A 25616-nucleotide genomic window follows, 5' to 3' on the forward strand; every position below is an offset into this window, starting at 1 on the left:
AAAATGAAGGCATTGTTATATACAGAAGCCGGCAGAGAAAATGGAAAGGTAACGGATATCCCTTATCCGGAGTGCATGGATGACCAGGTGATCGTGAAGGTCATGTGCTGCGGAATCTGCATCGGCGTGGAGCAGGGGCATGATACCACGGGGACATCCCTCTCAAAATATCCGGTGGTACCCGGACATGAGTTCTCGGGGATTGTCCATGAGGTAGGAAAAAATGTGAAAAACTGCAGAGTGGGGGACAGAGTGACCGTGGACAATACGGTCCCCTGCGGCACCTGCTATTACTGCAAGAAAAATAAGCCCATCCACTGCAGGGACTTTGGATCGCTCGGACATAACATCAATGGCGGCATGGCCGAGTATGTAGTGGTGAGCTCACAGAAGGTATACCATATACCGGAGCATGTTACTTTTGAGGAGGCTAGTATGACAGAGCCGGTTGCCTGCTGTGTCCACGCCATGGACCAGATTGATATTCAGTATGGGGATGACGTGCTGGTAATGGGTGCAGGTCCCCAGGGGCTGATTCTGGCCCAGCTCGCAAAGAATTCCGGTGCAGCCCGGGTGGCAGTGGTGGGTTCCACCCGGAAGAAGCTTGATATTCTGGAAAGACTTGGGATTGAGACGATCTTAATGGACAGAAATGATTATTCCGTACATGAAAATGCCGTGATGGAGAAATTCCCTCTGGGAGTGGACTGTCTGATTGACGCGACGGGGGCAAAAGAACTGGTTTACTCCGTCCCGAAACTTATGAAAATGGGCGGCAGGATCCTGGGATACGGTTATTACCACGGAGGGGAGGAGCTGGCATTTCCATTTTCTGAGTTCTGGGATAGAGAATGCACTTATCTCTCCACTCTGAGCCAGGTGGGAGATTTCGGAAGGGCTGTGGATGCCATTGCCACAGGTAAGGTAAACACAAAAGTCCTCATCAGCAACGAATATGCCCTGGATGACTACTTTGACGCGCTGGATTTTAACATCAACAGCAGAGATGCCATCAAAGTGCTGATCCACCCTTTTGACAGGGAGGATGCCCATGAAAAATAGAGCGGCTTTTGTTACCGGAATAAAGGAAATGGAAGTGGGTTTTACGGAGATGCCTGACTGCGGGGAGAACGAAGTCCTTGTGAAAATCGCATACTGCGGTATCTGCGGTTCTGACGTCCATTTTTATGAGATGGGTGAGGACGGGTTTCGGGATGTGTATCCTTTTATCCTGGGACACGAGTGCTCCGGAATTGTGGAGAAGGCGGGAGGTAAGGTGACGAATCTGCGTCCCGGAGACAGGGTAGCCCTGGAACCGGGAAAGACCTGCGGAAAATGTGAATGGTGCAAATCGGGAAAATATAACCTGTGCCCCAATGTGGAGTTCTTATCAGCTCCCCCATGTCATGGGGCCATGCGGGATTACACAGTCCATCCGGCGGATCTGTGCTTTAAACTTCCGGATACGGTTTCACTCAAAAGCGGGGCACTGATCGAGCCCCTGGCAGTTGGCCTCCACGGAGTCAGGCAGGCGGGAGTCATGCCCGGAAAAACCGTTGTCATCCTTGGAAGCGGCTGTATAGGGCTTGTGACACTATTATCATCTCTCCTTTACCGGGCAGACAGGGTGATCGTGGCAGACCTCTTTGACGTCCGTCTTGAAAGAGCAAAGGAGCTGGGGGCCTGGCAGGTCATCAATACAGGCAGCACAGATGTTATAGATAAAGTCATGGAACTGACAGAGGGCCTGGGAGCTGATATCGTATTTGAGACAGCGGGAAATCCTGTTACCACAGCTCTCACCGGAAAGCTGGCAAAAAGAGGCGGAACTATTACCCTGATCGGAAACACACCGGGAAAGACAGAGTTTGAGTTTCTGGAGATCATGAATAAGGAAGTGGAGATAAAATCCGTATTCCGGTACAGGAATATCTATCCCATGGCAATCCGTGCCCTTGAAAATAAAAGCATTGATATAGAGAAAATAGTATCCGGCATCTTCCCCCTGGAGGAGGCAAAGAAGGCATTCGACACCGCACTATATGAAAAGAAGACCAATGTCAAAGTCATGGTGGAGATGCAGAGAGAATAGCTTATGGATAAAAAAAGAAAAGCAGTCTGCCTTGGCATGTCCACGGCAGATGTGCTGATAAAAGGTATTGATCTAAGCGTTGGAATCAAAGGCGATCATACAGCGGACAGTATGATCATAGAAACGGGAGGGGATGCGTTGAACCAAAGCATCGTCATCTCTAAGCTGGGACATGAAGTGACGCTTATGAGTCTTGTGGGCAATGATGCATTTGGAGAGATGATCCAAAAACAGTGTCAGAGATATCAGGTGGGCAGGGACGGGATTTTCGTCACAGACCAATATCCCACGTCCGTGAGCGTTGTCTGTATACGGGAGGATGGACAGCGCAGTTTCATTACGCACAGGCATGGAACGGTTGATGCATATGCTTTGGAGCATATGGATCTAAAACTGCTTGATAAGACGGTGAAAGTGCTGTCCGTGGGCAGTATGGGAGGCAGCAGGAGGCTGGACGGAAAAAGCTTTGCCGCCATTTTCACCAGGGCAAAAGAAAACGGTACAGTGATCGCAGCGGATATGGTGGATAATCTGGGAAAAGATACACTGGATATCTTAAAGGAGTCACTTCCGTTTGTGGACTATCTGATTCCCAGCCAGGAGGAGATGCTTTGTTTTACCGGAAATTCATCTCCAAAAGAAGGCGCCGCTATCCTGCGCAGTATGGGTGTCAGGAATGTGATCATCAAGCTGGGCGGCAGAGGTGTCTATATAGACTCCGAGACTTTTATCGGCGTGATTCCGGCTTTCCAAGTGCCGGTTGCGGATACTACCGGGGCAGGAGATAATTTTACAGGCGGCTTTGTATCCGGATTGCTGTGCGGGTTAGGTATCAGGGAATGCGCCTTGTATGCCTCCGCAGCGGCAGCACTCTCCATCCAGTGTGTAGGGGCGGTAAAAGGAGTGGAAAGCAGAAGCCAGGTGGAAAGTTTTTTACATCAGAATAAAATTTTGATATAGTAGAGACAGGGTAACAGCTCAGATCAGGAAAAGGCGGTAACAGTTCAGACAAGCTGAACTGTTACGCATCCAGCCATTAAAAATCGCTTCGCGATGGGCTGGATAAAGCTGGCGCGCAGACCTGTCTGAACTGTTAGAAAAGGCGGGCAGAGCATATGAAAAATATTCGTAATTCCTTCTTGTTGAACAAGTTTAATCAGGTGTCCTTTGGAAAACAGATCATGGGGTATTATATCATACTGTTTATAATTACGGTCTCTGTCTGTGCGTCTGCCTATTTTTATATTATGAGGACTAACATCTCCGAGTCCGAGAATACGACGCTTGATTTTAATCTGAGAGACATAGAAATCAATTTTGAAGCGCTTTTATCCCGTACCAATGAGTATTCAAAGATAATCGGTTTCAGTGAAAACGTCCAGAATGTGCTGCGCAGCGCCGGTGCGGGAGACCATAGTTATCTCTCCATTGACACCTCCAGCATCCAACTGGTCACAGGGAGTACGTTCATTGCCTCCGCCTATGTGTTTGACAATTACGGCAATATGTATATTGCCGCCAACGAATATGTGAGAACCCCAACTTCAAAGAACGTAAAAGAGGCTTCCTGGTATCAGGAGGCCTTGGATGCTAAGGGGGGATATATATTAAAGCGGAATGCAGGAAACTTTCTGAAAGGACAGTTGACGGAGGACAATTACATATCATTTATCCGTGTCATCAATGATATCAATACCATCAAACCCATCGGTGTGGTAATACTGAATATACCGCTCACGGAAATAAGCAAGATATGCCGTTTTGCACAGACAGAGCATGATATGGATGTGATGCTGCTGGATGAAAACAGGGTTCCGGTCATGGAGAGTTTTGATGAGGATAAGTACAGCGCTGCGGAAATCATAGAGGATTCCCTGAAAGCCGCAGAGGATGTGGATGATCCATATGCGGTGATGAAAGAGCGGGGGAAAAATTATAAATTATCTGTAATGACTCTGGAGGAGAATGCCTGGTCTGTAATTGGTATCCTGCCAAGGGCGAAAAGTGGTGAGGAGGCCAGAGGCTTTACGGTGCTCACCATTGTCATGCTTGTAATAAACGGAGCTTTTCTGTGTGCCGGGGCACTGGTGATCACCAGGTTTTTGGCAATGCCAATCGCAAAAATGCTGGCTTCCATGAAAAAAGTGGAGAGAAAAGAGTTTGAGGAGATAGAAACAATTCCAGCCAATGCGGAGATGAACCAACTGCAGAAGGGATACAACATGATGATCCGTGAGGTCAACGCACTCTTTAAACAGGTGGTGAAAGAACAGAAACTAAAGCGCAAATATGAGCTGGAGGTCCTGCACGCACAGATCAAGCCCCATTTTTTGTATAATACCTTTGATTCCATAGGAGCCCTGGCCCTTATGGACCGTTCACAGGATGTGTTCGTTATGATGCAGGCATTGGGCACTTATTACAGGACTAGCCTGCACAAAGGGCAGGAAGTTATCACTGTGGACGAGGAATTTAAGATTGTATATAATTATCTGATCATACAGAAATACCGGTATGAGGATGTGTTTGAGGTATCCTATGATTTGGAGGAGAGTGTAAAGCAGTGCAAGACCCTGAAACTGGTGCTTCAGCCTTTCGTGGAAAATGCCATTTATCATGGGTTAAAAACCATTGCTGACGGGGGGAATATAGTGGTGAGCGGCCATGATGCAGGTGACTATGTGCTGCTGCAGGTGGAGGATGACGGAGCGGGAATGACCCGGGAACGCCTTGACGAAGTGATAGAAGGCCGGGAGAGTCAGGCAGGAAAGAGTTTCGGTGTATATGGAACCATAGAGCGTATACATCTGTTTTATGACAGGGATGATCTGGTGACCATTGAAAGTGTCAAGGGGAAGGGAACGAAGGTAATGATCAGAATCCCGAAGAATTCGGAACAATAATGTGGGAGGGCAGACATGCTTAAAATTTTGATTGTTGATGACGAACGGCTGGTACGTCAGATGATAATCCGGTGTATTGACTGGAATGAGCTTGGACTTGAGATCGCGGGGGAAGCATCAGGGGCAGAGGCGGGACTGGAACTGGTGGAAAAACTGGCCCCTGACATTGTGATAACAGATATCCGGATGCCTGTTATAGATGGTCTGGAGTTTGGACGCAGGGTGGTGGAACGCCACCCCAAAATAAAAATCGTGATACTGTCAGGACATGATGAATTTGCATATGCCAGAGAGGGCTTGAAAATCGGTGTCTTTGACTATCTGTTGAAACCTATTAACCGCGAGGAGCTGACTGAGGCGGCAGTCAAGGTCAGGGATGCAGTCCTGGAGGAGAGGGGCAGGGAGGAGAAGGTAGAGAATCTGCGGAGTAAATTCAAAGAAAACTCTAAATACATGATCGAGAATCAGCTCTCCACCTTGATTCAGGATAAGGATCCTGAACAGGCCTTGGAGAATCTGGAATACCTGGGACTGAAAGTGCAGGGGGAAGTCTTTCAGATTGCACTGGTAGAAGTGGAATACGCCCATGACAGGAATTCCCGCGGGAATGGGGAAGAAAAACTGGATATAGAAAGCCGGTGTAGGGGGCTGATCGAGGAATTTTTCAGGGATATTCCCTCTGTCTATGTGTTTGGCGGGGCAATACTTGGAACTGTTATTTTCAATAATGCAGATGAGGCCGGATTTATCAGGCTGTGCGGGAGCTTAAGAGAACGTCTTTTGGCATTGATGGATGCGAAAATATGTATCGGCATTGGTGAAGTCTACCACAGGCCAGGTGATCTGAACCTGTCCTACAGGGAAGCAAGAGAGGCTCTGAAATACCGGTTCGCAGTCGGCCCGGATCAGATCATTCGGTTTGGGGATGTATGTCAGAAGTATGGAATTTCCAGAAATATAGGTGAGGAGAATATACATAAATTTGGTTCCCTTATCCGTACGGGAAATATGCAGGAGATACTGGAACTGCTGGAGCTTACATATGAAAACATGAGGGACTCCAACTATTCCAGGGAGCAGACCGTCCAGTTTGCATTCCGCTTTGTCATGGAGATGATGACAGTGCTGGTGGAGCTGAAGATCAGTCTGTCCAATATGCCGAGATCCCAGAAGGAAATCATGGAAGAGATCTTCCGGTTGGAAAGTCTGGATGAGGTACGGGCATGTCTGAGGGAGATCATAATTATGACCTCAAAAGTCATTATGCAGGAGCTGGGGGATAAAGAAAAGAATCTGGTGGGAAACGTGAAGGAGTATCTGGAGGACCATTTCCAGGAGGAAGAAATTTCCCTGGTCTCTGTGGCAGAGCTGTTTTTCACCAACTCCAGTTATCTCAGCCGCACGTTTAAGGAAAAGACAGGTAAGACCTTCAGCGGGTATCTGTTTGAGCTTAGGCTGGAGAAGGCCATCCTGTTTGTAAAACAGTCCGATTTGAAGGCTTACGAGATTGCAGAGCGAGTGGGAATCAAGGACCCTCATTACTTCAGCGCTTGTTTTAAGAAATATACGGGTATGTCAGTGAGTCAATTTAGAAAAGCAAATAGGAAATAAAAAGTGAGAACTCCATCGTTTGATGGGGTTCTCGTGCATTTTGTCATTTCAGAGAGTCATTTAAAACGGTACGAAGGGATATTACAGATTCAATTGCGAAAAATCAATGGAGAAGTCCTTATAAATCCCCACCTTCACTACATCTTGAAAAGTATAATCTTTGGTATCCTCATTTTCAAAGTCATATATCATAATTCTATTTTTCTCATGATCCACGATCCAGTATTCCCGCACGCCAGCAGAACGATATTTAAATAACTTTATGTGGTAATCCATGCGGCGGCTGCTCTGGGATACAATTTCTATGATCCAGTCAGGGGCACCCTTACACCCCTTATTGTTCAATTTGTCTTTATCACAGATAACAGAAATATCAGGTTCCACGTATTTCGCATCTGTATTGTTTAAAAAAACTGCAAAAGGGGCTGAAAATACCTCACAGGAACCATTTTTCTGCCGAAGATAATTTGCGATTATCCGTGAGAGCTCCATGGAAATCCGCTGGTGTTTCAGATTGGGAGGAGCCATATAATAAATATTTCCGTCAATGAGTTCAGCTCTTGTACCTTCTGGCAGAGCATAGATATCATCGATGGTGTGATTTTTCTCTTGGGGCAGCATGTCAGCACATCCTTTCTCAAATGTAGATTTCTTTTTTCTAATACGAATTATAACATTGAAACCAATCGTGCGCAAGGCGGAGGAGAGATAGTAAAATATTTTAACCTTTTGGAAATCTCAGCACATTCAATTCCGACAGGCTGCTTGCTATAATTGTGCCATACCTAAAGGGAATACCGAATCCAACCCCCTTCCGGGCGGACAGATAAAAGAATTTAAGGAGGAAAAGAAATGTCATTAGTAAGCTTGAAGGAAATTACAAAATACGGAATTGAAGAGAGGTACGCAGTCGCAGCCGTTACGGTTTTTGACCCTATGTTTGCAGAAGGCGTGCTGTGCGCAGCAGAGGATAAAAAGACTCCGATTATTATGATGTTCGGAAAAACAGATGTGGTGGACAGACCTGACTATTATCCAAATCTTTATCAATACCTGGCAAACCGCTGCAGAAATTCATCTGTACCTGTCTGCCTCCATCTGGACCATGGCCCAAGCTTTGAGGCCTGTGCATATGCCATCCGCGCCGGTGCCACCAGTGTCATGATCGACGGCTCTATGCTGCCTTATGAGGAAAATGTGAAAGTTACAAGAAAAGTTGTGGAGATGGCCCATGCCTGTGGTGTGGATGTGGAGGCTGAGATCGGCCATGTGGGAGCCAATACCACTTCCCATGAAGCTTTGGGCGATGATGACAATTCCATCTACACAGAACCTTACATGGCAAGAAAATTCGTGGAGGACACCAACTGCGACGCACTGGCTATTGCCATTGGGACTGCCCATGGAATCTATAAAGAAAAGCCGGTTCTGAACATTGAAGTGTTAAAACAGATTCGCAAAGAATTAAATATCCCTTTGGTTCTCCACGGGGCCTCCGGCCTGACACAAGAAGATTTCTCAAAGGTAGTGGACGGAGGAATCAATAAGATCAATATCTGTACCGCTTTGGTAGTAAAAACAGCCCAGGATATGCTGAAAACAGCCCAGTCACTTCCGGAAAACACCCCTCATTTTGCCATCGCAGCAACGAATTTCCAGACTGCCTATGAGGAGACTGCAAAACATATTGAATGGTTCAAGACAAAACCGATCATTCCGGCTATGGATATCATGCGTTATTGATTTACAGGAACAGGAGAGGAGAGGGAAAAAATGAGTAAAACAAAAATATTGTTCGCTGCAGACTTTTCCATAACAGCTGAGGATATATTGGCTGAAAAACATGTATTCAGCAAGTATGATGCCGATGTGGATGTAGTGGAAGTAAGTCTTGGCGACACAAAAGAAGAACGTGCGGCTTATATTTTAAAAACAGAAAAAGAAGGAACCGAATGGACAAAAGCCCCGGAGGAACTGCTTGAGAAAGCAGCGGACGCGGAAATCATCATCACAGATTTTGCCGCCATCGGCAAAGATGTGATCGACGCTGCTAAGAGCTTAAAATTGATCGGTGTGCTGCGAAGCGGTGTGGAGAATGTAAACCTGGAGGAAGCGGCGGGAAGAGGCATAGACGTGATCTGCTCGCCCGGCAGGGTTGCGGCTCCTGTTGCAGACTACACGGTGGCAATGATGATCGCGGAGACGAGAAATATTGTCAGAAGCAATCTGGTATCCAGCAAAGGTGACTGGAAGATCCGGTTTCAGAACTTCCCTTATTCTCACAATATGGCGGGAAAGACAGTGGGAATCATTGGATTTGGGGCAATCGGCCAGATGGTGGCAGCCAGGCTGAAGCCTTTTGGAGTGAACATTGTGGCCTATGAAGAATACATGTCACCGGAAAAGGTAAGGGAACTGGGTGCAGAGCCTGTGACTTTGGATGAATTGCTGGTAACCTCTGACTATGTGACCATACATGCCAGACTCTGTGAAACCACAAAACATATGCTCGGCCGGGAACAGTTCAAAAAAATGAAAAAGACAGCTATTTTTGTCAACACAGCCCGTGCGGGACTGGTAGATGAGGATGCACTTGTAAAGGCACTGCAAAACAATGAGATCGGTGGTGCGGCACTGGATGTGTTTGCCCAGGAGCCTATTGCCAAAGACAACCCGCTTCTCCAGTTAGAGAACGTCACGCTCACCCCTCATCTGGCAGGTACCACAAGCAATGTGGGGAGCAATTCTATTGCGGTGATCCTGCAGGATCTGGACCGTTATTTTACCGGGCAGCCTTTAAAAAATAAGAGATAGCAGGTGGTGGTGCAGGTATGAAAGAAAAAACTGTTCTGATACTGGACTTTGGGACGTCCAACGTAAGAGCTGTTCTGATGTCTGCAGATTCCGGCAGCATCATAGATAAGGTATCTATAAAAAGCGGCTGGATCAGGACAAAAGAAGGGCAGTCAGAGATGGATGCGCTGTCTCTGTGGGAACATGCACAGAGTGCGGTGGAGTACATCATAAGGCAGGCAAAAGACAGGTATTCCATTCTTGGAATAGGATTTTCCTATTTCGGAGACAGCCTGATCGCTGTGGATGAGGCGATGGATCCTTTGTATAACATGATCATGGCATTTGACACCAGAGCCCAGGAGGAAGCGGCTTATCTGGAGGGGAAGATTGGAAGAGAACACTTCCGGCAGATGATTGGAGGACCCTGTCTGTCCATGCTGGTGTGCTCTAAAATCCTGTGGTTAAAAAATCATGAACCGGAGGTGTTCAGAAAGACAGCGTATTTTCTGAATATACAGGAATTTATTTTGGGAAAATTGAATCTGGGACTGTGTACGGACTACACCCTGGCAAACAGGAAGACCATGCTGGATATCAGAAAGAAAACATGGGCAGAGGAGCTGATCCGGGAAATCGGCATACAGAGAGAACAGCTTGGTGGTGCTGTCTGTGATTCCACCTGTGTGGTGGGCCATATCACACAGTTCGGAAGAGTAAAACTTCCCTATGAGATACCGGTTGTCCTGGGAGCTCATGACTCGGAATGTGGATTTTTGGGATTGGGTATCAGCCCGGATAACAACGATATTGCAGGTAATGTGTCAGGTACATATGAGATGATCGGCAGCTTTTCAAAGGAATATATAGCAGGTGCCATGAAACCTGTCGTGGAACTGGGATGCGGCCTTCTGCAGGACAGCATGGTAGTAAACGGCTCCAGTATTGCCGGCTCCTATGTAAAATGGTTCCAGAAAGAAATTTATAAAAGTCCTGACACCCTGTTTGATGACATGGAAAACAGCCTGTGCTATGACGGAACCAGCCCGATCTTCTTTTTGACGGACAATGATAAACGAAGCTGCAGACTGGATGGTTTTGACACATTAGCTGGTCCGGAACAGATTTATAAGGCCATTATAGAGGGTATTACCTTTAAATTGAAAGAGATCATAGATGAGATGGAACGGATCAATGAAAAGCCCTTCTGCTGCATCATCAGCGGCGGTGGAGGTTCCGCCTCAGACAAATGGCTGCAGTTTAAAGCCGATCTATTCCAAAAAGAGGTCAGGAGAGTCAAAAACTTTGAGGTTTCAGCCGTGGGTGCAGCCATTATTGCCGCCGTGGGTGTAGGTTACTACAAAAGTTTTGATGAAGCGGTGGATAAGATGATAGAGGTAGATAAAGTATTTGCGCCAAACAGGAAGGTATCTGATCGGTATCAGGATCAATACGCAGTATATATGAGAAAAAGAGATTCCTATAAGGAGGAAATATGCAGCACGCGATCAAAGAAGTCAAGGTGAATCTTCTGGCAGCACCTGTGCAGTATGGGTTTCAGGATGCAACCAGAAAAGTGGAAACGGTTGGAATGTGTGTGGTACAGGTGACCACAGACCAGGGAATGACAGGAATCGGGGTCACGTACCATGAGGTAGGTGGCGAGGCAATCAAAGAGCTCATTGAAAAATATTATGCACCGAAATTAGTGGGAAGGACACCATTTGAGACAGAGGATATCTGGGAGGAATTATTCCATTATGCCAGGGGGGTGGGGAGGAAAGGACTTTCCTTCTGTGCGCTGAGTGCAGTCGATATTGCTCTGTGGGATCTGAAAGGTAAAATTCTGGAAATGCCCCTGTATAAACTGCTGGGCGGAACCAAAAAAGAAGTACCCATCTATGCCAGCGGCGGCTGGACATCCCACGATGATGACGCACTTGTGGCTGAGGCAGAGGATATGGTGGCAAGAGGATATAAAAATATCAAGTTGAAGGTGGGATACAACGGCGGAAAAGACATTGCAGCCGATGTGCGCCGCTGCCGTAAGGTCAGGGAGGCTATTGGACCTGACATTGGTTTTATGGTGGATGCCAATAATGCATTCCATGCTGCAGATGCGGTGCGCCTGGCAAACCAGATCCGGGAATATGACATTACGCTCTTTGAGGAACCCGTATTTGCAGATGATATTCCGGGTCTCAGAAGATTTAAGCAGGGCACGGATATTCCCCTTGGAACCGGTGAGCACGAATATACAAAATTTGGAGCCAGGGATTTAGTGATGGCAGAGGCAGTGGATTATCTCCAGATGGATGCTACCAGATGCGGCGGATATACAGAGATGGTCAAAGTGGCAGCCCTGTCACAGAGTTTTAATCTGGCGCTGGCACCCCACGCCATGGAGCATATCCATATGCATTTGGTAAGTGCTGCTCCTAACGGTGCCTTTCTGGAAAGGCTGTTCTTATTTGAGGATATCACCCGTATGGTCTACAAAAATCCACCGGAACCAAAAGAGGGAATCCTTACCATTCCGGACAAACCCGGCCTTGGCCTGGAAGTGAATCCGGATTATATAAGATAAAAAATGAGGAGGTAGAATCATGAAAATGTTAATAAACGGAAACTGGACAGATGCAGAAAACAAAGAAACCATAGATGTCACAAATCCCTATGACGGGGGCCTGCTGGAGAGCATTCCCTCAGCTACAAAAAAAGATGTGGATCACGCGATCGAGAGTGCTGCCATTGGACAGAAAGTATGGTACAGAAAAATTGTCAGGGAGCGGGCAGAGATCCTGCGCAGATTCCTGGAGTTATTGAAACGGGACAAAGACGAGCTTGCCAAAACCCTTACTCTGGAAACAGGCAAACCCATTTTTGATTCCTACGGGGAAATCGACTCTGTGTATATGACCTTTGAAAGCTCCATTGAAATTGTTAAACACCAGTATGGAAAGACCATGCCCATGGGTATTGAAGGCGGGTATGATGATGACCTGCAGGTGACGGTCCACGAACCTCTGGGTGTCATTGCCTGTATTGTACCATTTAATTTCCCTGCAGCTTTGTGGGCGTTCAAAGCCGGCCCGGCACTCATGGCAGGAAACGCCATTGTGGTGAAACCTGCAACTTCAAATCCTCTCTGCGTTTTAAAACTCATGGGACTGCTGGTGGAAGCAGGTGTCACACCGGAAGCAGTTCAGTGTATCACAGGCCGCGGCTCCAAGGTGGGCAACTGGATCGTGGAGAATCCATTGATCGCCCAGGTAAACCTTACAGGCGGCGTGGAAGCGGGAAAAGAGATTGCCAGAAGGGCAGCCGAGAACCTGACAGACTACAAATTTGAGCTGGGCGGCAACGACCCGCTGATTATCTGCGCGGACTGCGATATGGATCTGGCAGTCAACGAAGCAGGAGATAAAACCAGGAATGCCGGTCAGTGCTGTTCCGGGGCAAAACGCTTTATTGTACATAAATCCGTCAAGGAAGAATTTATGAACCGCTTGATCGAAGAACGCCTGAAAACCGTAAAGATAGGGGATCTTCTGGATATGGAGACTGATTATGGTACTTTGATCAGTGAAAAAGCAGCCATTGAGGTAGAAAAACAGGTGGAGAAGACCATATCCCAGGGGGCTAGACTGGTGTACGGCGGGGCCAGAAAAGGCGCGTTCTATGAACCGACCGTTCTGGACCAGGTGACAGTGGATATGGATATTGCCAGGGATATGGAGGTATTCGGCCCCTTGTTCCCAATTATTGAGTTTGAGACGCTGGATGAGGCCATCGACATTGCAGAAGCTTCCAGCTACGGACTCAGCGCAGGTGTCATCACAAATAATCTGCAGGATGCCATGAAAGTAGCAGGTTCCCTCAAATCAGGAATGGTGGCTGTGAACGGCTCCGGCGGATTCCGCGCTCAGGAACTGCCTTTTGGCGGCGGCAAAAAAATGAGCGGAAACAGCAGGGAGTGTATGTCCTCTGTCCTGGAAGAGGTGACACAGGAAAAATCCATTATCTTCCGGTATGCTATGAAAAAATACAACGAGAGCAAATAACAGCAGGGACAGGAGTTGTAAGAATGAAAAAATTTAAAGGGATCTATACGGCTCTGGTAACCCCTTTTGATGCGGACGGCAGGATTCATGCACCTGCACTTCAAAAACTGGTGGAATCTAATCTGCAGATGGGTGTAAACGGGTTTTATGTGGCCGGAAGCACAGGGGAATCCTATCTGCTCTCTGTGGAAGAGAGAAAATATCTGTTAGAGGCAGTGATGGAAGCAGTAAACGGCAGGGCAGATGTCATCGTGAATATTGGCATGTTTGCAACAGAACACAGCATAGCGCTTGCAAGACATGCTAAGAAACAACAGGTGTCGGCCATATCCTCTGTCCCGCCCTTTTATTTTCCTTTTACTATGGATGAGTATATACAGTATTATACGGATCTGGCGGAGGCCGCGGAAATTCCGGTCATAATCTATAATATACCGGCCATGTCATCTGTTACTTTTACCATGGAGGACATCACAAGACTTTTCTCAAATGACGGTATCATCGGGGTAAAGCATACAAGTTATGACCTTTTCCAGCTTCAGCAGGTGGTGAAACAATATCCTGAGAAAAGTGTCTTTATCGGACACGATGAAATCTATCTGAGTGCACTGGCAGCCGGTGCAGAGGCCGGAATAGGCAGCACCTACAATATCATGGCCGACAAGTTTGTAAAGATCAGCCGGCTTTTTGGCGAAAAACACCTGGAACAAGCATTGGAGGTACAGAACGAGGTAAACGAAATCGTTACGGCGCTCTGTAACGTAGGAGTCTTTAAGGGAATCAAGGAAATCCTGAAGATGCAGGGAACAGACTGCGGCGTTTGCAGAAAGCCATTCCAGCCGTTAAAGGAAGAACAGATAAGATATTTAAGGGATGTTGCACAGAAGAACCATATTTTGTGACTTCGCTATGGATGAAGAGTCCCGGGATTACCATGAGGCAGACCCTTATTCGTAAGGGTCTGTTTGACTATAAGGGGAGGATTATTGATGAAAGATAAAATCAGAGAGGAAATCATGGCAGGAAAAACGATCCTGGGAATAGAATTGGGTTCCACCAGGATCAAAGGGGTACTGGTAAACCGTGAAAACAATCCCATTGCGTCCGGGAGCTATGACTGGGAGAACCGTTTTGTAGAGGGTGTGTGGACATATCACCTGGAGGATGTGTGGACAGGAATCCGGAAGTGTTACAGAAATCTGGCAGAGAATGTGAGAAGGCGGTATGATACAGAAATCTACCGGCTGGGGGCCATCGGCGTCAGCGGAATGATGCATGGATATATCCCCATTGACAAGGAGGGAAAGTGGCTGACCCCATTTCGCACATGGAGGAACACAGCCACAGAGCAGGCGTCTGAGGAATTGACGGACCTGTTTCATTACCATATTCCCCAACGTTTCAGTATTGCACATCTTAGACAGGCTATCTTAAAAAAAGAAGAACATGTGAAAGACATTGATTTTCTTACAACCCTGGCAGGCTATGTGCACTGGAGGCTTACAGGTCAAAAAGTGCTGGGGATTGGGGAAGCCTCAGGGATGTTTCCCATTGATACAGTAAAAAAGGACTATAATCCTGTCATGGTAAAGCAGTTTGATGAACTGGTGGAGCCTATGCAGTATCCGTGGAAACTAAAAGATATTCTGCCTGAAGTTCTGACTGCCGGTGACATGGCAGGCTGTCTTACAGAGGAGGGGGCCGGACTTCTGGATGTGAGCGGGCACCTTTTGGTAGGGATTCCCATGTGCCCGCCGGAAGGTGATGCGGGTACAGGCATGGCAGCTACAAACAGTGTGGCGAAAAGAACCGGAAATGTGTCTGCCGGAACCTCCGTCTTTGCAATGATCGTTCTGGAAAAAGAGCTGGAGAAAGTATACCCTGAGCTGGACCTTGTAACAACTCCATCCGGGGATTTGACAGCTATGGTCCACTGCAATAACTGTACGTCAGATATAAACGCCTGGGCCGGCATTTTCAAGGAGTATTCAGAAGCCATAGGTGCCAAGATCAATATCAATGAATTGTACACAACACTGTTCAAAAAAGCACTGGAAGGAGACAAAGACGGAGGGGGCCTGCTGCCGTTTTGTTATTTGTCAGGGGAGCATATAACCGGATTTGAGGAGGGACGTCCTTTATTTGTCAGGACCCCGGACAGCAGATTTACACTGTCTAATTTTATGCGGGCCAATCTTATGACAACTTTGGGGGCGATCAGGATTGGCATGGATATCCTGTATGAACAGGAAAAGATAGAGATTGACAAGATATACGGACACGGCGGCTTTTTCAAGACACCGGAAGTGGGGCAGAGGCTGCTGGCAGCAGCAGTGAAGACGCCCGTATCCGTTATGGAGACAGCAGGGGAGGGCGGAGCCTGGGGGATTGCACTTCTGGCTTCCTATATGAGAAACAAAGAGGAAGGGGAAACGCTGGAACAATTTTTACAGGCGCATGTCTTCGGAGATAAGATGGATTCCATTCTGGAACCGGAACAAGAGGATATGGCGGGGTTTGACACATTTATGGAGCGATATAAGAGAGGTCTTGTCATTGAAAGAACGGCTGTGGAAGCCCTGAGATGAAAAAAATAAGGAAAGGGGCGGCCGCTGTAAAATGGCACGTCCCTTTCCAATATTTTCCTTTACTATTTTATGAGAAATACATTATAGGTAACTGTTCAGTACCATCACAGTTACAGGTAAAAATCCTTGCAGAATCGCCTTTGGCGATGGGAATTTTGCTTGGCCGTGGTACATTCTTACTGTCAGCGCAGTGAATGCGCAGACCTACTGAATAGTTACCATTATAGTTCTTTTGTGATATCTTACACATCAGTATTTTCCATAAGTCTTCACAGCGTCAAACATAGCAAGTACATTCTCATGCTTCACCCCATAATCAATGGTTGTATTGACATCAAAGATATAACCGCCCCCCGGAGCGCAGATATCAAGAATACGCTTCACCGCCTCTGTTACCTGTTGGGGTGTTCCTGTTTCCAGGATTCTTCCGTCAAATCCTCCGGAGATACAGCAATTCTTTCCGACGATCCGTTTTGCCTCTTTCATATCGCAGTTCTCAAAGTGGACCAGACACTTTCCGGCAGGGAGATCGGATAAAAATTCAAGCCGGGAATCATATTTTCCTTCTGTGTAGACATAGGGGATCTGCCCTGCGGCGGCCAGATCATTTACCAGTGCCTTTAAGGTAGGCCAGTAAAACTCACCGTACTGTTCATTTCCCATGAAACCGTCAAGACCTTTGTGGAGTGGGATAAACACAACTTTTCCCTTAGAGTGTTCTGTCTGGGAGAGAGCGCCATAGAGTGTGCCGGGATAGAAAAAATCAATGGCTTTATGGACATTTTCCGGCTGCTCGTATAAGTCAGCCATGGTATCCAGGGTGCCCCTGAGGCAGTCGCTCAACATATCAAAGGCACAGGTAGTGGTGGCCTTGAAAAAGAGGGGATAGCCGGCCTCTATCATTTCCATATCAAAAGTATGGGCTTCCCCATAATACCGGGAGATCATTTTGGCAGCCTCCCCCAGTTTTACAAACATCTCCGCAATCGCAGGATCTGCAAACTGCATCATCCCGGGAAGTGCGCCGTATCCCAGCATACTCCCAAAGGACATCTGTGCCATGGGTTCCAGCAGTTTGAAGTTTCTGGGAAGGTATTTCTTCATGATCCATCCGGTCAAATCTGTCAGAAGTTCAGCATATTCATCATCACCTAAATACGCCTTCTCCACAAATTGATGGATGGAATTTTCGGTACAGACTCCGCCCTCTTGCCCCGCCCACTGCAGGAAAGAGATTCCTGTCAGTTCAAAACAGCGTCCAAGTCCGCAGAAAAACGGGGAGTAACCATAATTGGCATCCGGCTCGTAATCCTTCAGATATTGGCGGAGCGCATTCTGCATAACAGCAGAATCATACATGGCCTCCGCCATAGTGTGTCCGGAATGGGTGACAGAGTAGGTCTGGACAAAAGGAATTACGGGTACACGGTCAGGTTCATTCCCCGCAAGAGCTTCGTCAATACGTTTCATCCTGGTCTGGTACTGTTCTTTCGTGCTCATATACAATCCTCCTTTGTATAGCACAAACAATTGGTCATGCTTTTATTATATCACAAAAGAAATAGATTGACTATTCTGTAATGGAACTATAATTAAATGAATATTCTTGAAACGAGAACCCCGGAAATCTGTTTTTTGGCAAAATAATTGGACGGACCTTCTGAACAATTAAAAAAATATTCTTATACAGAAATATGTGTGATATGATAAACATGTAAGACACCTGCAGTTCTTCAGCAGCGTGTCATGTGTAAAGAAAAAGGGGGTTAAACCATGGCTGATATGCTGGTAAAACTATTTCAGACAGCATCTTCACAGGAAACAGAAAAGGATTTATCAGACAGCGGCATCAGAATAAAAAGAGCGCTGGCACCTGACAGAAGAAAAATAATAGAGTTTTCCAAAACATGTGCAGAGGAAGATTATTCAGACGAAGTGACAGCTGCGTTTGCCAATAATCCAATCACATGTTATGTGGCGACAAAGGACAAAAAACCAGTCGGCTTTGCTTGTTTCGAGGCAACTGCAAAAAACTTTTTCGGCCCGATGGCAGTAGTAAAAGAGGAGAGGAAAAAGGGGATTGGGAAAGCACTGCTTCTGAGATCCCTCCAATCCATGGAGGAAATGGGCTATGCCTATGCAATAATCGGCTGGCCGTCCAGAACAGCAATTCCCTTTTATGAAAAATGTGTCCAAGCAGAAATGATTCCTGAAAAGTCATCAGGGGTTTACACACGGATGGTTGAGATTGATGAATAATAGTGACCATTCAGCAGTATGATTTTTAACCAAGCAAAAAGTCCATCCTCAAAGGCGATGGACTTTTTGCTTCTAAAACCTACCATCCGTTTTCCAGATAAATATCAAAATCTTTCAGCCGGCATTCCTTTCCGGCATATTTTTCTTTCCATTGTCTTGGAGACATTCCCGTATATTTTTTGAAATTCCTGTTAAAGGTAGACTCGGAAATGAATCCTGTTTTAGATATGATCTCATGCAGCGGATCATCTGTTTTCTGCATCAGCTCTGCCGCGTTCATGATCCGCACCTTATTGATATAATCCAGCGCGGAAACCCCCATCATTTTTTTGAACAGCTTACGGAAATACGTCTCACTGATACTGCAGATATCGGCCAGGTCTTGAATTTTGATGGAAGAAGTATACTGTTTTCGGATCATTTCCAGCGCTGGCCGTATCTGGCTTACGTTTTCCAGGTTGAGGGGTCTTTTATAGGATAGGATCTCATGATCTTCCTCGGAAGTAGTCATGCGGGCAATCCGCATAAGCAGCCAGAAAACCATCCCCTTTACCATGGTGTTGCTGTATTCTTTCTGCACCAGCATTTCATGCAGTATGATACGAAATGCGGAAGCAATGTCAGGATATTCTTTGGCATGTATATAACGGGCCTTTTGTGTGATCAGCTGCTTCATATAGTTAAACTTATGTTCATCATTCCCATAGACAGACTGCAGACAACTGTCCACATCAATAAATAGATACTCCCAGGTTATGACACTGTCAGGAATACTGTCGGTGGAGTGGGGATAATTGGGAGGAATAATGGAAATCATATTCGCTTCTGTTTTGCATGCATGTTCACCAAGAAGCATATTTCCATTTCCGCTATAACAATACCCTATTTCCATCAGATTATGAAAATGAAGGCAGACGGTCCGGGTTCCCCGGCAGTTCAGCCATCCGTCCCCCGTTAAAAAATATATGGGAAGCTGGGGCAGGGTGGAATAATACCGGAATTCAACTTTGGGTTTTTGACTTTTATCCATGATATGCTTCTTTCTATCTGTAATTATTGAGCATCTTTGCAGGAAATTATAGCATATTTGTGGCTTGATGTTCAAGACATGGAAAAAGTATTTTGTATAGGAACCGGACACTGTTTGGCGAGGGGAGCAAATGAGAGGCCGTGAGGCGTTTTGGGGAGAACAGAGTGAGCGGTAACCAACATGCCTATGTGGACGCGTGACCATATTTCTCCGTATTGAAGATTTCGGCATTATCATATAGTATAGTGACTATACAAATAGTGCATATTACACAAAAGGAATAAGAAAGTAAATAATGGAAAAAAATGTTACCAGGAAGGATATAGCGATAGAGGCAGGTGTTTCGGTATCTGTGGTCTCGAGAGCACTTAACAACAGCGGATATGTAGACAACGAAAAAAAGAAAAGGATTTTGGAGATCGCTAACCGTGTAGGGTATATGCCCAACCCCGTAGCCATGGCATTGCAGCAGAAGAAGACGTACCAGCTGTTGTTTTTCTGCGGAGACCTTACCGGAACGTATTATAACCAGATGTACCATGGCATGGCCAGGGAAGCTGAGAAAAAAGGCTATCATGTTCTGGCTATCATGAATGAACGGGATTTCGAGATGGTGAAAAAGACATTGGCAGACGGTGCGCTTTTCCCTACGGAGTCGGTGGCGCAGGCATATGCGGAAAGTATTGGAAAAAATTATTATTTGCCAACCGTCACGGCAAGTTTTGATCCGTCAGCGGTTTTTGCGAAACCCATGCCGGCAGTTATCATTGATAATAGAAAAGTTATCAATACGGCCATTGACTATCTCCGGAAAAAGGGCCATCGAAAGATCGGTATGGCGCTTCCGTTTAATGAAGGCTACGCAAATCTCCGTTACCGTTACTGGAAGGAACGGATGATGCTGGAAATAGGGAAAGAATACAAAAAATATATCCTGGATGTACAGGGGGATCTGGACAAGACGGAAACGCCAAAGAACAGCAGTCAACAGGATTTCAGCTGTGAGGCGGAAGGGTTTGTTTACTTGGATCTGTTTTTTATAGGAAGAAGGGCAGCGAGGATGTATCAGGAGTCTGCGCATAAGCCCACAGCCATCATCTGTTTTAATGATGATATGGCATTTGGAATGATGGAAGAATTAAAAGCTCTGGGATTCAGGGTGCCTGAAGATGTTTCCGTTATAGGGATTGACGGGATTTTTACAAGAGAAAGATATGAGCCGAAACTGACAACAATCGCCATCTACCCGGAACGCCAGGGAGCGGAATGTGTAGATGTTTTGATAGATGTATTAGAAGGAAACAAATATAAATACATGAATTACTCTCCTTTTGAAATCCTGGAAGGGGAGACCGTAAAAAATATGGCATCTGTTTAGCAAGTCTTTACATAATTAGGAACATATATCAAAGTACCGCGCGCAGCTTTGGTGTATATATAAATTTATCTTAAATGGATGGAGGAAGAAAGATGAAATTAAAAAAATTGGCAGCAGTGGGTATGGTTGGAGTTATGCTTGCAGGTTTGACTGCTTGTGGAGGCAATTCAGATAAGGAAGCCGCAAAAACAGCGGACGGCAAGGAAAAAGAAAAACTGGTGATCTGGTCCTGGGGAGCAGATGAGGAGAAGAAATCAAGAGAGACCATGGTGGAGGCATTTCAGAAAGCACATCCGGAAATTGAGGTTGAACATTCTGTGATCCCCACAGCTGACCATGTATGGGATCAGAAGATGACAGCAGCATTGTCTGCAGGCACCGGCCCGGATGTTATCCAGATGTCCCCGGATTATTACGGTTTATATACGGAATATTATGAGGACCTTAATCCTTATGTGGAAAAAGAAGGCGTTGATCTCAAATCCGTGATAACAGAGGGAATGATCGAGCCGTATTACCGCCCGGATGGTAAGCTGGAGGCTATGCCTTTATTGGAGAATGTTTTTGTCCTGGCCTATAACAAGGACATGTTTGATAAGTTTGGTGTAGAATATCCTACCGATGACTGGACCTGGGATGACCTGGCAGAAACCGCTAAAAAGTTTGCCGGAGGAGAAGGGGCGGATGCCACTTATGGAATGGTAAACCATTGGATTGACGCAGGCTTGTCTGTGATCTGCAAAGGCGGAAGTGCATACTCAGATGATCTGAAGACATGTGAAGTCAACAGCCAGGAAGTAAAAGACGGACTGGATCTATTCGGCGATTTGGTTCAGAGCAAGGCAATGCCGGATGACACAGCAGCAAAAAGCCTTCCGAAGGAACAGTTATTTGTATCTGGACACGCGGCCATGTATACACTGGGCGGATTTGAGACAAAGCTGATCGCAGAGGAAGTGGGAGATAATTTTGCATGGGATGCTGTTTCCATGCCGAAAGTGGAAAACGGAAAGAACAACCTTATGTACGCAACCGGCTATGCTATGCTGAAAACTTCAAAGAACAAGGATGCAGCCTGGACTTTCTTAAAAGAAGCAGCGTATGCAAATGAAGACATGGCAAAAGAAACCAGTAAGATCGGACTTACATCCTGCAAAAATATCGCAGAGACATATTATAAGGATTTAGAGTATGGACCGATCAAAAACAGCGCATTCCTTGACGGACTGGCTGATGCAAAACTGAATATATGGGGCGGTGCATTTTCAGCAGCCGGTGATGTGTATACACAGATATGGCAGTCAGTGACCATTGACGGCAAGACGGCGGAGGAAGCCATGGAGGAATATTATCCGGCTTTGGAGAAAGCATTTAACGAGGCAAACGGCAACTGACAGTAAGGATGGCAGAGGAGCGGAGGTTATCAGCCGGGTCATTTTGGCCCGGCGGGCGGCCGCTGATAGTTCATGACAATAGAAGGTCCGCAGCGCGTACGTTCTATCGTCGATTGGAGGCATGGGAATTTTGAGGAAACCGGGAAAACAAAAAAAATATACAACCATGAAAAAAAGAGAAGCCAGGAATTTTTATATTTACACAGCCCCCTGGCTGATCGGATTCCTTGTACTTACATTGTATCCGATTTTGTATTCTTTTTATCTGATGTTTACGAATATGAATCTAACAGGGATCGGGGAATTTGTGGGGCTGGATAACTGGAAATATGCATTTACGGATGACACATTATTCAGGAGAGCTTTTCTGAATACCCTGAAATATGTATTTATGTTCGTACCGTGCAGCATTATACTTGCCTTTTTTGTTGCACTTCTCTTGAGCAAGAAAGTAAAAGGTCTGGGATTTTTCCGTACCGCATTTTATATACCGTATATTACCTCAGGGGTTGCGGTGACGATCCTTTGGGGATGGATCTTCCAGAAAGATTTTGGGATCATCAATTACATACTGTCCCTTGTGGGGATCAAGGGGCCGAACTGGCTGGGTGATAAAAACGTAGCCATGATCTCCATAGTGATCTTGTCCCTGTGGACCATAGGAAATAATATTATCATCATGCTGGCCGGCATACAGGATATTCCCCGGTCTTATTATGAAAGCGCACAGATTGACGGGGCAGGCTCTCTGCGGCAGACATTCTATATCACACTGCCTTTGTGTACGCCTACCATATATTTCAATCTTATTGTCACAGTGATCGCAGCGTTCCAGGTATTCCAGCAGCCATTGATCCTCACCAACGGGGGGCCTCTGAACAGTACCTACACGGCGGCTATGCATTTGTATAATAATGGATTTTTATACGGAAAGATGGGCTATGCATCCATGATGGCCTGGAGCATGTTCGCGGTGATCATGCTGATCACAATTGTAGTTGTATCCACATCTAAATTCTGGGTGTTTTATGATGATTAAGGAGAAGGAGAGATAAAATATGCGTACGAGATCACAAAAAAAGACAAAACTTATGGCAAGGATACTGACATATTTTGTGCTGGTCATTGCTGCGGTTATCTGCCTTTTCCCGTTTATCTGGATGGTTTCCACATCCTTTAAGCCAATGTCGGATATCTACAGTATGCCACCCACTCTCATTCCAAAGCAAAGTACCCTTGAGAACTTTGTGGAAGGATGGAAAGGAGCCAATTTCCAGCTTTATTTTAAAAACACTGCGGTGATCACCTTTCTTGCCACAGTGGGGACCGTACTGTCATCCTCTGTGGTTGCCTATGGGTTTGCACGGTTCCAGTCCAGATTATCAAAGATCCTGTTCATGGTGCTCTTAGGCACTATGATGCTTCCGACTCAGGTTACACTGATCCCCCAGTACCTGCTTTATTATAAACTGGGAATGGTGGACACCATATGGCCTCTTATCATACCAAGCTGGCTTGGAGGAGGCGCGTTCAATATATTCTTGTTTATCCAGTTTTTCCGGACACTGCCCAAGGAACTGGATGAGGCAGCTAAGATTGATGGTGCCAATTCCCTGCAGGTATTCACCAGGATTCTTCTTCCGGCAGTAAAACCGGTCATGCTGGCTGTTCTGGTGATGGCACTGGTGTTTAACTGGAATGATTTTTTCAATCCTTTAATTTACCTTAATTCCAATGATAAGTTTACAATTGCCATTGGACTGCAGTTTTTCAAAGGTTCTCAGGGGAATGTCCAGGTAGGACAGATGATGTCCATGGCACTGATCTCCCTATTGCCCGTGCTGGTGATATTTGCCACCTGCCAGAAGTATTTTATTCAGGGAATAAAAATGTCCGGTCTGAAAGGCTGAGGCATTCCCTGACATTTATAACCATAATATGACAAAATGGAGGACAACTTAATGAAATACAGAAACCCGATTATTTCCGGATACAATCCTGACCCGTCAATCTGCCGGGTGGGAGAGGATTACTATATTGTCAATTCGTCTTTTGAATTTTATCCGGGAGTCCCTGTTTACCACAGCAGGAATCTTGTGAACTGGGAACTTGAGGGGTATTGCCTTACAGAGGAATCTCAGCTTGACTTACATGGGTGCAGGCCGTCGGGAGGAATCTATGCGCCTACGATCCGTTATCATCAGGGAACTTTTTTTATGACAACGACCAACACATCAGGCAAAGGGAATTTTATCGTACATACCACGGATATGAAAAACGGATGGTCACAGCCTGCCTGGGTGGACCAGGGGGGGATTGACCCGTCTCTGCTGTTTGACGATGACGGAACTGTGTATTTTGCATCCACCAGCATGGACAGTGAAGGAAACACGGGAATTTTCCTCTGCCAGGTAAATCCTTATACAGGGGAGCGGCTCACAGAAAGCGTGGTGATCAGCAGAGGATGCGGCGGCAGATATGCGGAAGGCCCACATCTTTATAAGTGGTTTGGAAAATATTATCTCATGCTGGCTGAGGGCGGTACGGAATACGGACATATGGAAACTATACTGCGGTCAGACAGCCCTTACGGACCATTTGAGGCGTGTCCCCATAATCCGATACTCACTCACAGGGATGATATGAGGGAGGAGATTTATTGTACCGGTCATGCGGATATGATAGAGGATCATAATGGTAACTGGTGGATGGTCTGTCTGGCGATCCGCCCGTGTCAGGAGAAAAAAGACAGGGTGCTGCTTCATAATCTGGGCCGTGAGACTTTCCTGACGCCGGTTGTGTGGACCGAAGACGGCTGGCCCGTTGTAGGGGAAAAAGGTCTGATCTCACCGGAGATGGACGGTCCCCTTCCCGGAGAGAGCCCGGTACCGGTCAACCGGGACTTTGCAGACGATTTTTCCAAGGATAGGTTCAGTCCGCATTATAATTTTCTGAGAAATCCGTCTATGGAAAATTATGTGAGGGATACTGCGGAGGGAAAACTGATCCTGAAAGGAACCGGTACAACCATCAATGAAATGGCAAGCCCCACCTGGATCGGGGTGCGGCAGAAAGGCTTTGAGACAGTATCCACGGCGGTTGTTTCGCTGCTGGATGCAGTGCAGGGAATGCGGGCAGGCCTTACTGCTTATTATAATGATTCCTATCACTATGAAATTTATCTGAGCCGAGAACTGGACAGATGGAAGGTTTGTCTTGCGAAACATGTTCATGATATCTTTACAGTTACAGCAAGTGCGGAACTTCCTGCTGCAGAAAATGTTATGCTGCGGATCGTATCCGATAAGACATATTACAGATTTTCTTACAGCCTGGACGGGGAAACCTTTGTGGAACTGGGAAGCGGGCTGGTGGTTGGCCTTTGTACGGAGAGTACGAGAAATATGACATTTACAGGAACTTACCTGGGTATGTTTGCGGAAAATGGCTGTGCTGCCTTTGAAAACTTTCATGTAAAGGTACTGGATCATGAATAACAGATTT

21 protein-coding genes are annotated in these 25616 nt (G+C 46.3%); 18 read left to right on the top strand and 3 right to left on the bottom strand.

Annotation, left to right across the window (positions count from 1 at the left end; translation table 11 throughout):
- Window positions 1-3 precede the first annotated feature (3 nt).
- The 5 genes from C6P39_RS15120 to C6P39_RS15140 all read left to right on the top strand — a co-directional run bounded on the left by C6P39_RS15120 (window position 4) and on the right by C6P39_RS15140 (window position 6606).
- Entirely contained in the window at window positions 4-1062 is a 1059-nt protein-coding gene (locus tag C6P39_RS15120) for an alcohol dehydrogenase catalytic domain-containing protein (RefSeq protein WP_158661583.1), read from the top strand.
- A complete protein-coding gene (locus C6P39_RS15125; protein WP_104804317.1) occupies window positions 1052-2092 on the top strand; it encodes an NAD(P)-dependent alcohol dehydrogenase in 1041 nt (346 codons plus the stop codon). Before C6P39_RS15120 ends, C6P39_RS15125 begins: the two co-directional genes overlap by 11 nt.
- Before the next feature lie 3 nt (window positions 2093-2095).
- Complete coding sequence (locus C6P39_RS15130) at window positions 2096-3052, top strand: carbohydrate kinase family protein (RefSeq protein ID WP_104804318.1); 957 nt, start codon at window positions 2096-2098, stop codon at window positions 3050-3052.
- 155 nt (window positions 3053-3207) lie between these two features.
- Complete coding sequence (locus C6P39_RS15135; protein ID WP_104804319.1) at window positions 3208-4995, top strand: sensor histidine kinase; 1788 nt, start codon at window positions 3208-3210, stop codon at window positions 4993-4995.
- Between the two features lie 15 nt (window positions 4996-5010).
- A complete protein-coding gene (locus tag C6P39_RS15140; RefSeq protein ID WP_104804320.1) occupies window positions 5011-6606 on the top strand; it encodes a response regulator in 1596 nt (531 codons plus the stop codon).
- A gap of 81 nt (window positions 6607-6687) precedes the next feature.
- Here C6P39_RS15140 and C6P39_RS15145 read toward each other — a convergent pair whose 3' ends face one another.
- Entirely contained in the window at window positions 6688-7227 is a 540-nt protein-coding gene (locus C6P39_RS15145; RefSeq protein ID WP_104804321.1) for a Uma2 family endonuclease, read from the bottom strand.
- Window positions 7228-7458: 231 nt separating this feature from the next.
- Between C6P39_RS15145 and C6P39_RS15150 the strand changes: the two genes are divergently transcribed.
- The 7 genes from C6P39_RS15150 to C6P39_RS15180 all read left to right on the top strand — a co-directional run bounded on the left by C6P39_RS15150 (window position 7459) and on the right by C6P39_RS15180 (window position 16051).
- Entirely contained in the window at window positions 7459-8349 is an 891-nt protein-coding gene (locus tag C6P39_RS15150; RefSeq protein WP_104804322.1) for a class II fructose-bisphosphate aldolase, read from the top strand.
- Window positions 8350-8379: 30 nt separating this feature from the next.
- Entirely contained in the window at window positions 8380-9420 is a 1041-nt protein-coding gene (locus C6P39_RS15155) for a 2-hydroxyacid dehydrogenase (protein WP_104804323.1), read from the top strand.
- Window positions 9421-9437: 17 nt separating this feature from the next.
- Window positions 9438-10925 (top strand): FGGY-family carbohydrate kinase, encoded by a 1488-nt coding sequence (locus C6P39_RS15160; protein WP_104804324.1) that lies wholly within the window; start codon window positions 9438-9440, stop codon window positions 10923-10925.
- A complete protein-coding gene (locus tag C6P39_RS15165; protein ID WP_104804325.1) occupies window positions 10895-11986 on the top strand; it encodes a mandelate racemase/muconate lactonizing enzyme family protein in 1092 nt (363 codons plus the stop codon). Before C6P39_RS15160 ends, C6P39_RS15165 begins: the two co-directional genes overlap by 31 nt.
- Window positions 11987-12005: 19 nt before the next feature.
- Complete coding sequence (locus C6P39_RS15170; RefSeq protein ID WP_104804326.1) at window positions 12006-13463, top strand: aldehyde dehydrogenase family protein; 1458 nt, start codon at window positions 12006-12008, stop codon at window positions 13461-13463.
- A 23-nt stretch (window positions 13464-13486) separates the two neighbouring features.
- Window positions 13487-14365 carry an N-acetylneuraminate lyase gene (locus C6P39_RS15175; RefSeq protein WP_104804327.1) on the top strand — a complete coding sequence of 293 codons (879 nt, stop codon included), beginning with the start codon at window positions 13487-13489 and terminating at the stop codon, window positions 14363-14365.
- A gap of 87 nt (window positions 14366-14452) precedes the next feature.
- Window positions 14453-16051: a xylulokinase gene (locus C6P39_RS15180; protein ID WP_104804328.1), complete on the top strand. Its 1599-nt coding sequence runs from the start codon at window positions 14453-14455 to the stop codon at window positions 16049-16051.
- Between the two features lie 249 nt (window positions 16052-16300).
- Here C6P39_RS15180 and C6P39_RS15190 read toward each other — a convergent pair whose 3' ends face one another.
- Entirely contained in the window at window positions 16301-17551 is a 1251-nt protein-coding gene (locus tag C6P39_RS15190) for a uroporphyrinogen decarboxylase family protein (RefSeq protein ID WP_104804330.1), read from the bottom strand.
- A 273-nt stretch (window positions 17552-17824) separates the two neighbouring features.
- Here C6P39_RS15190 and C6P39_RS15195 point away from each other — a divergent pair, with 273 nt between their 5' ends.
- Window positions 17825-18310: a GNAT family N-acetyltransferase gene (locus tag C6P39_RS15195; RefSeq protein ID WP_104804331.1), complete on the top strand. Its 486-nt coding sequence runs from the start codon at window positions 17825-17827 to the stop codon at window positions 18308-18310.
- A gap of 79 nt (window positions 18311-18389) precedes the next feature.
- On the opposite strand, the gene C6P39_RS15200 is transcribed toward C6P39_RS15195, so the two are convergent.
- Window positions 18390-19340: an AraC family transcriptional regulator gene (locus C6P39_RS15200; RefSeq protein WP_158661584.1), complete on the bottom strand. Its 951-nt coding sequence runs from the start codon at window positions 19338-19340 to the stop codon at window positions 18390-18392.
- A gap of 295 nt (window positions 19341-19635) precedes the next feature.
- Between C6P39_RS15200 and C6P39_RS15205 the strand changes: the two genes are divergently transcribed.
- From C6P39_RS15205 to C6P39_RS15225, 5 genes are all read left to right on the top strand, one after another.
- Window positions 19636-20718, top strand: a complete 1083-nt coding sequence (locus tag C6P39_RS15205) for a LacI family DNA-binding transcriptional regulator (protein WP_104804333.1) — start codon at window positions 19636-19638, stop codon at window positions 20716-20718.
- Between the two features lie 92 nt (window positions 20719-20810).
- Entirely contained in the window at window positions 20811-22112 is a 1302-nt protein-coding gene (locus C6P39_RS15210; RefSeq protein ID WP_158661585.1) for an ABC transporter substrate-binding protein, read from the top strand.
- A gap of 121 nt (window positions 22113-22233) precedes the next feature.
- Window positions 22234-23151, top strand: a complete 918-nt coding sequence (locus C6P39_RS15215) for a carbohydrate ABC transporter permease (RefSeq protein ID WP_242987054.1) — start codon at window positions 22234-22236, stop codon at window positions 23149-23151.
- 19 nt (window positions 23152-23170) lie between these two features.
- Window positions 23171-24022 (top strand): carbohydrate ABC transporter permease, encoded by an 852-nt coding sequence (locus C6P39_RS15220; RefSeq protein WP_095171942.1) that lies wholly within the window; start codon window positions 23171-23173, stop codon window positions 24020-24022.
- A gap of 51 nt (window positions 24023-24073) precedes the next feature.
- Entirely contained in the window at window positions 24074-25609 is a 1536-nt protein-coding gene (locus C6P39_RS15225; RefSeq protein ID WP_104804335.1) for a glycoside hydrolase family 43 protein, read from the top strand.
- Window positions 25610-25616 lie beyond the last annotated feature (7 nt).

It is taken from the genome of Blautia marasmi, assembly GCF_900258535.1.
Lineage (GTDB): Bacteria > Bacillota > Clostridia > Lachnospirales > Lachnospiraceae > Blautia > Blautia hominis.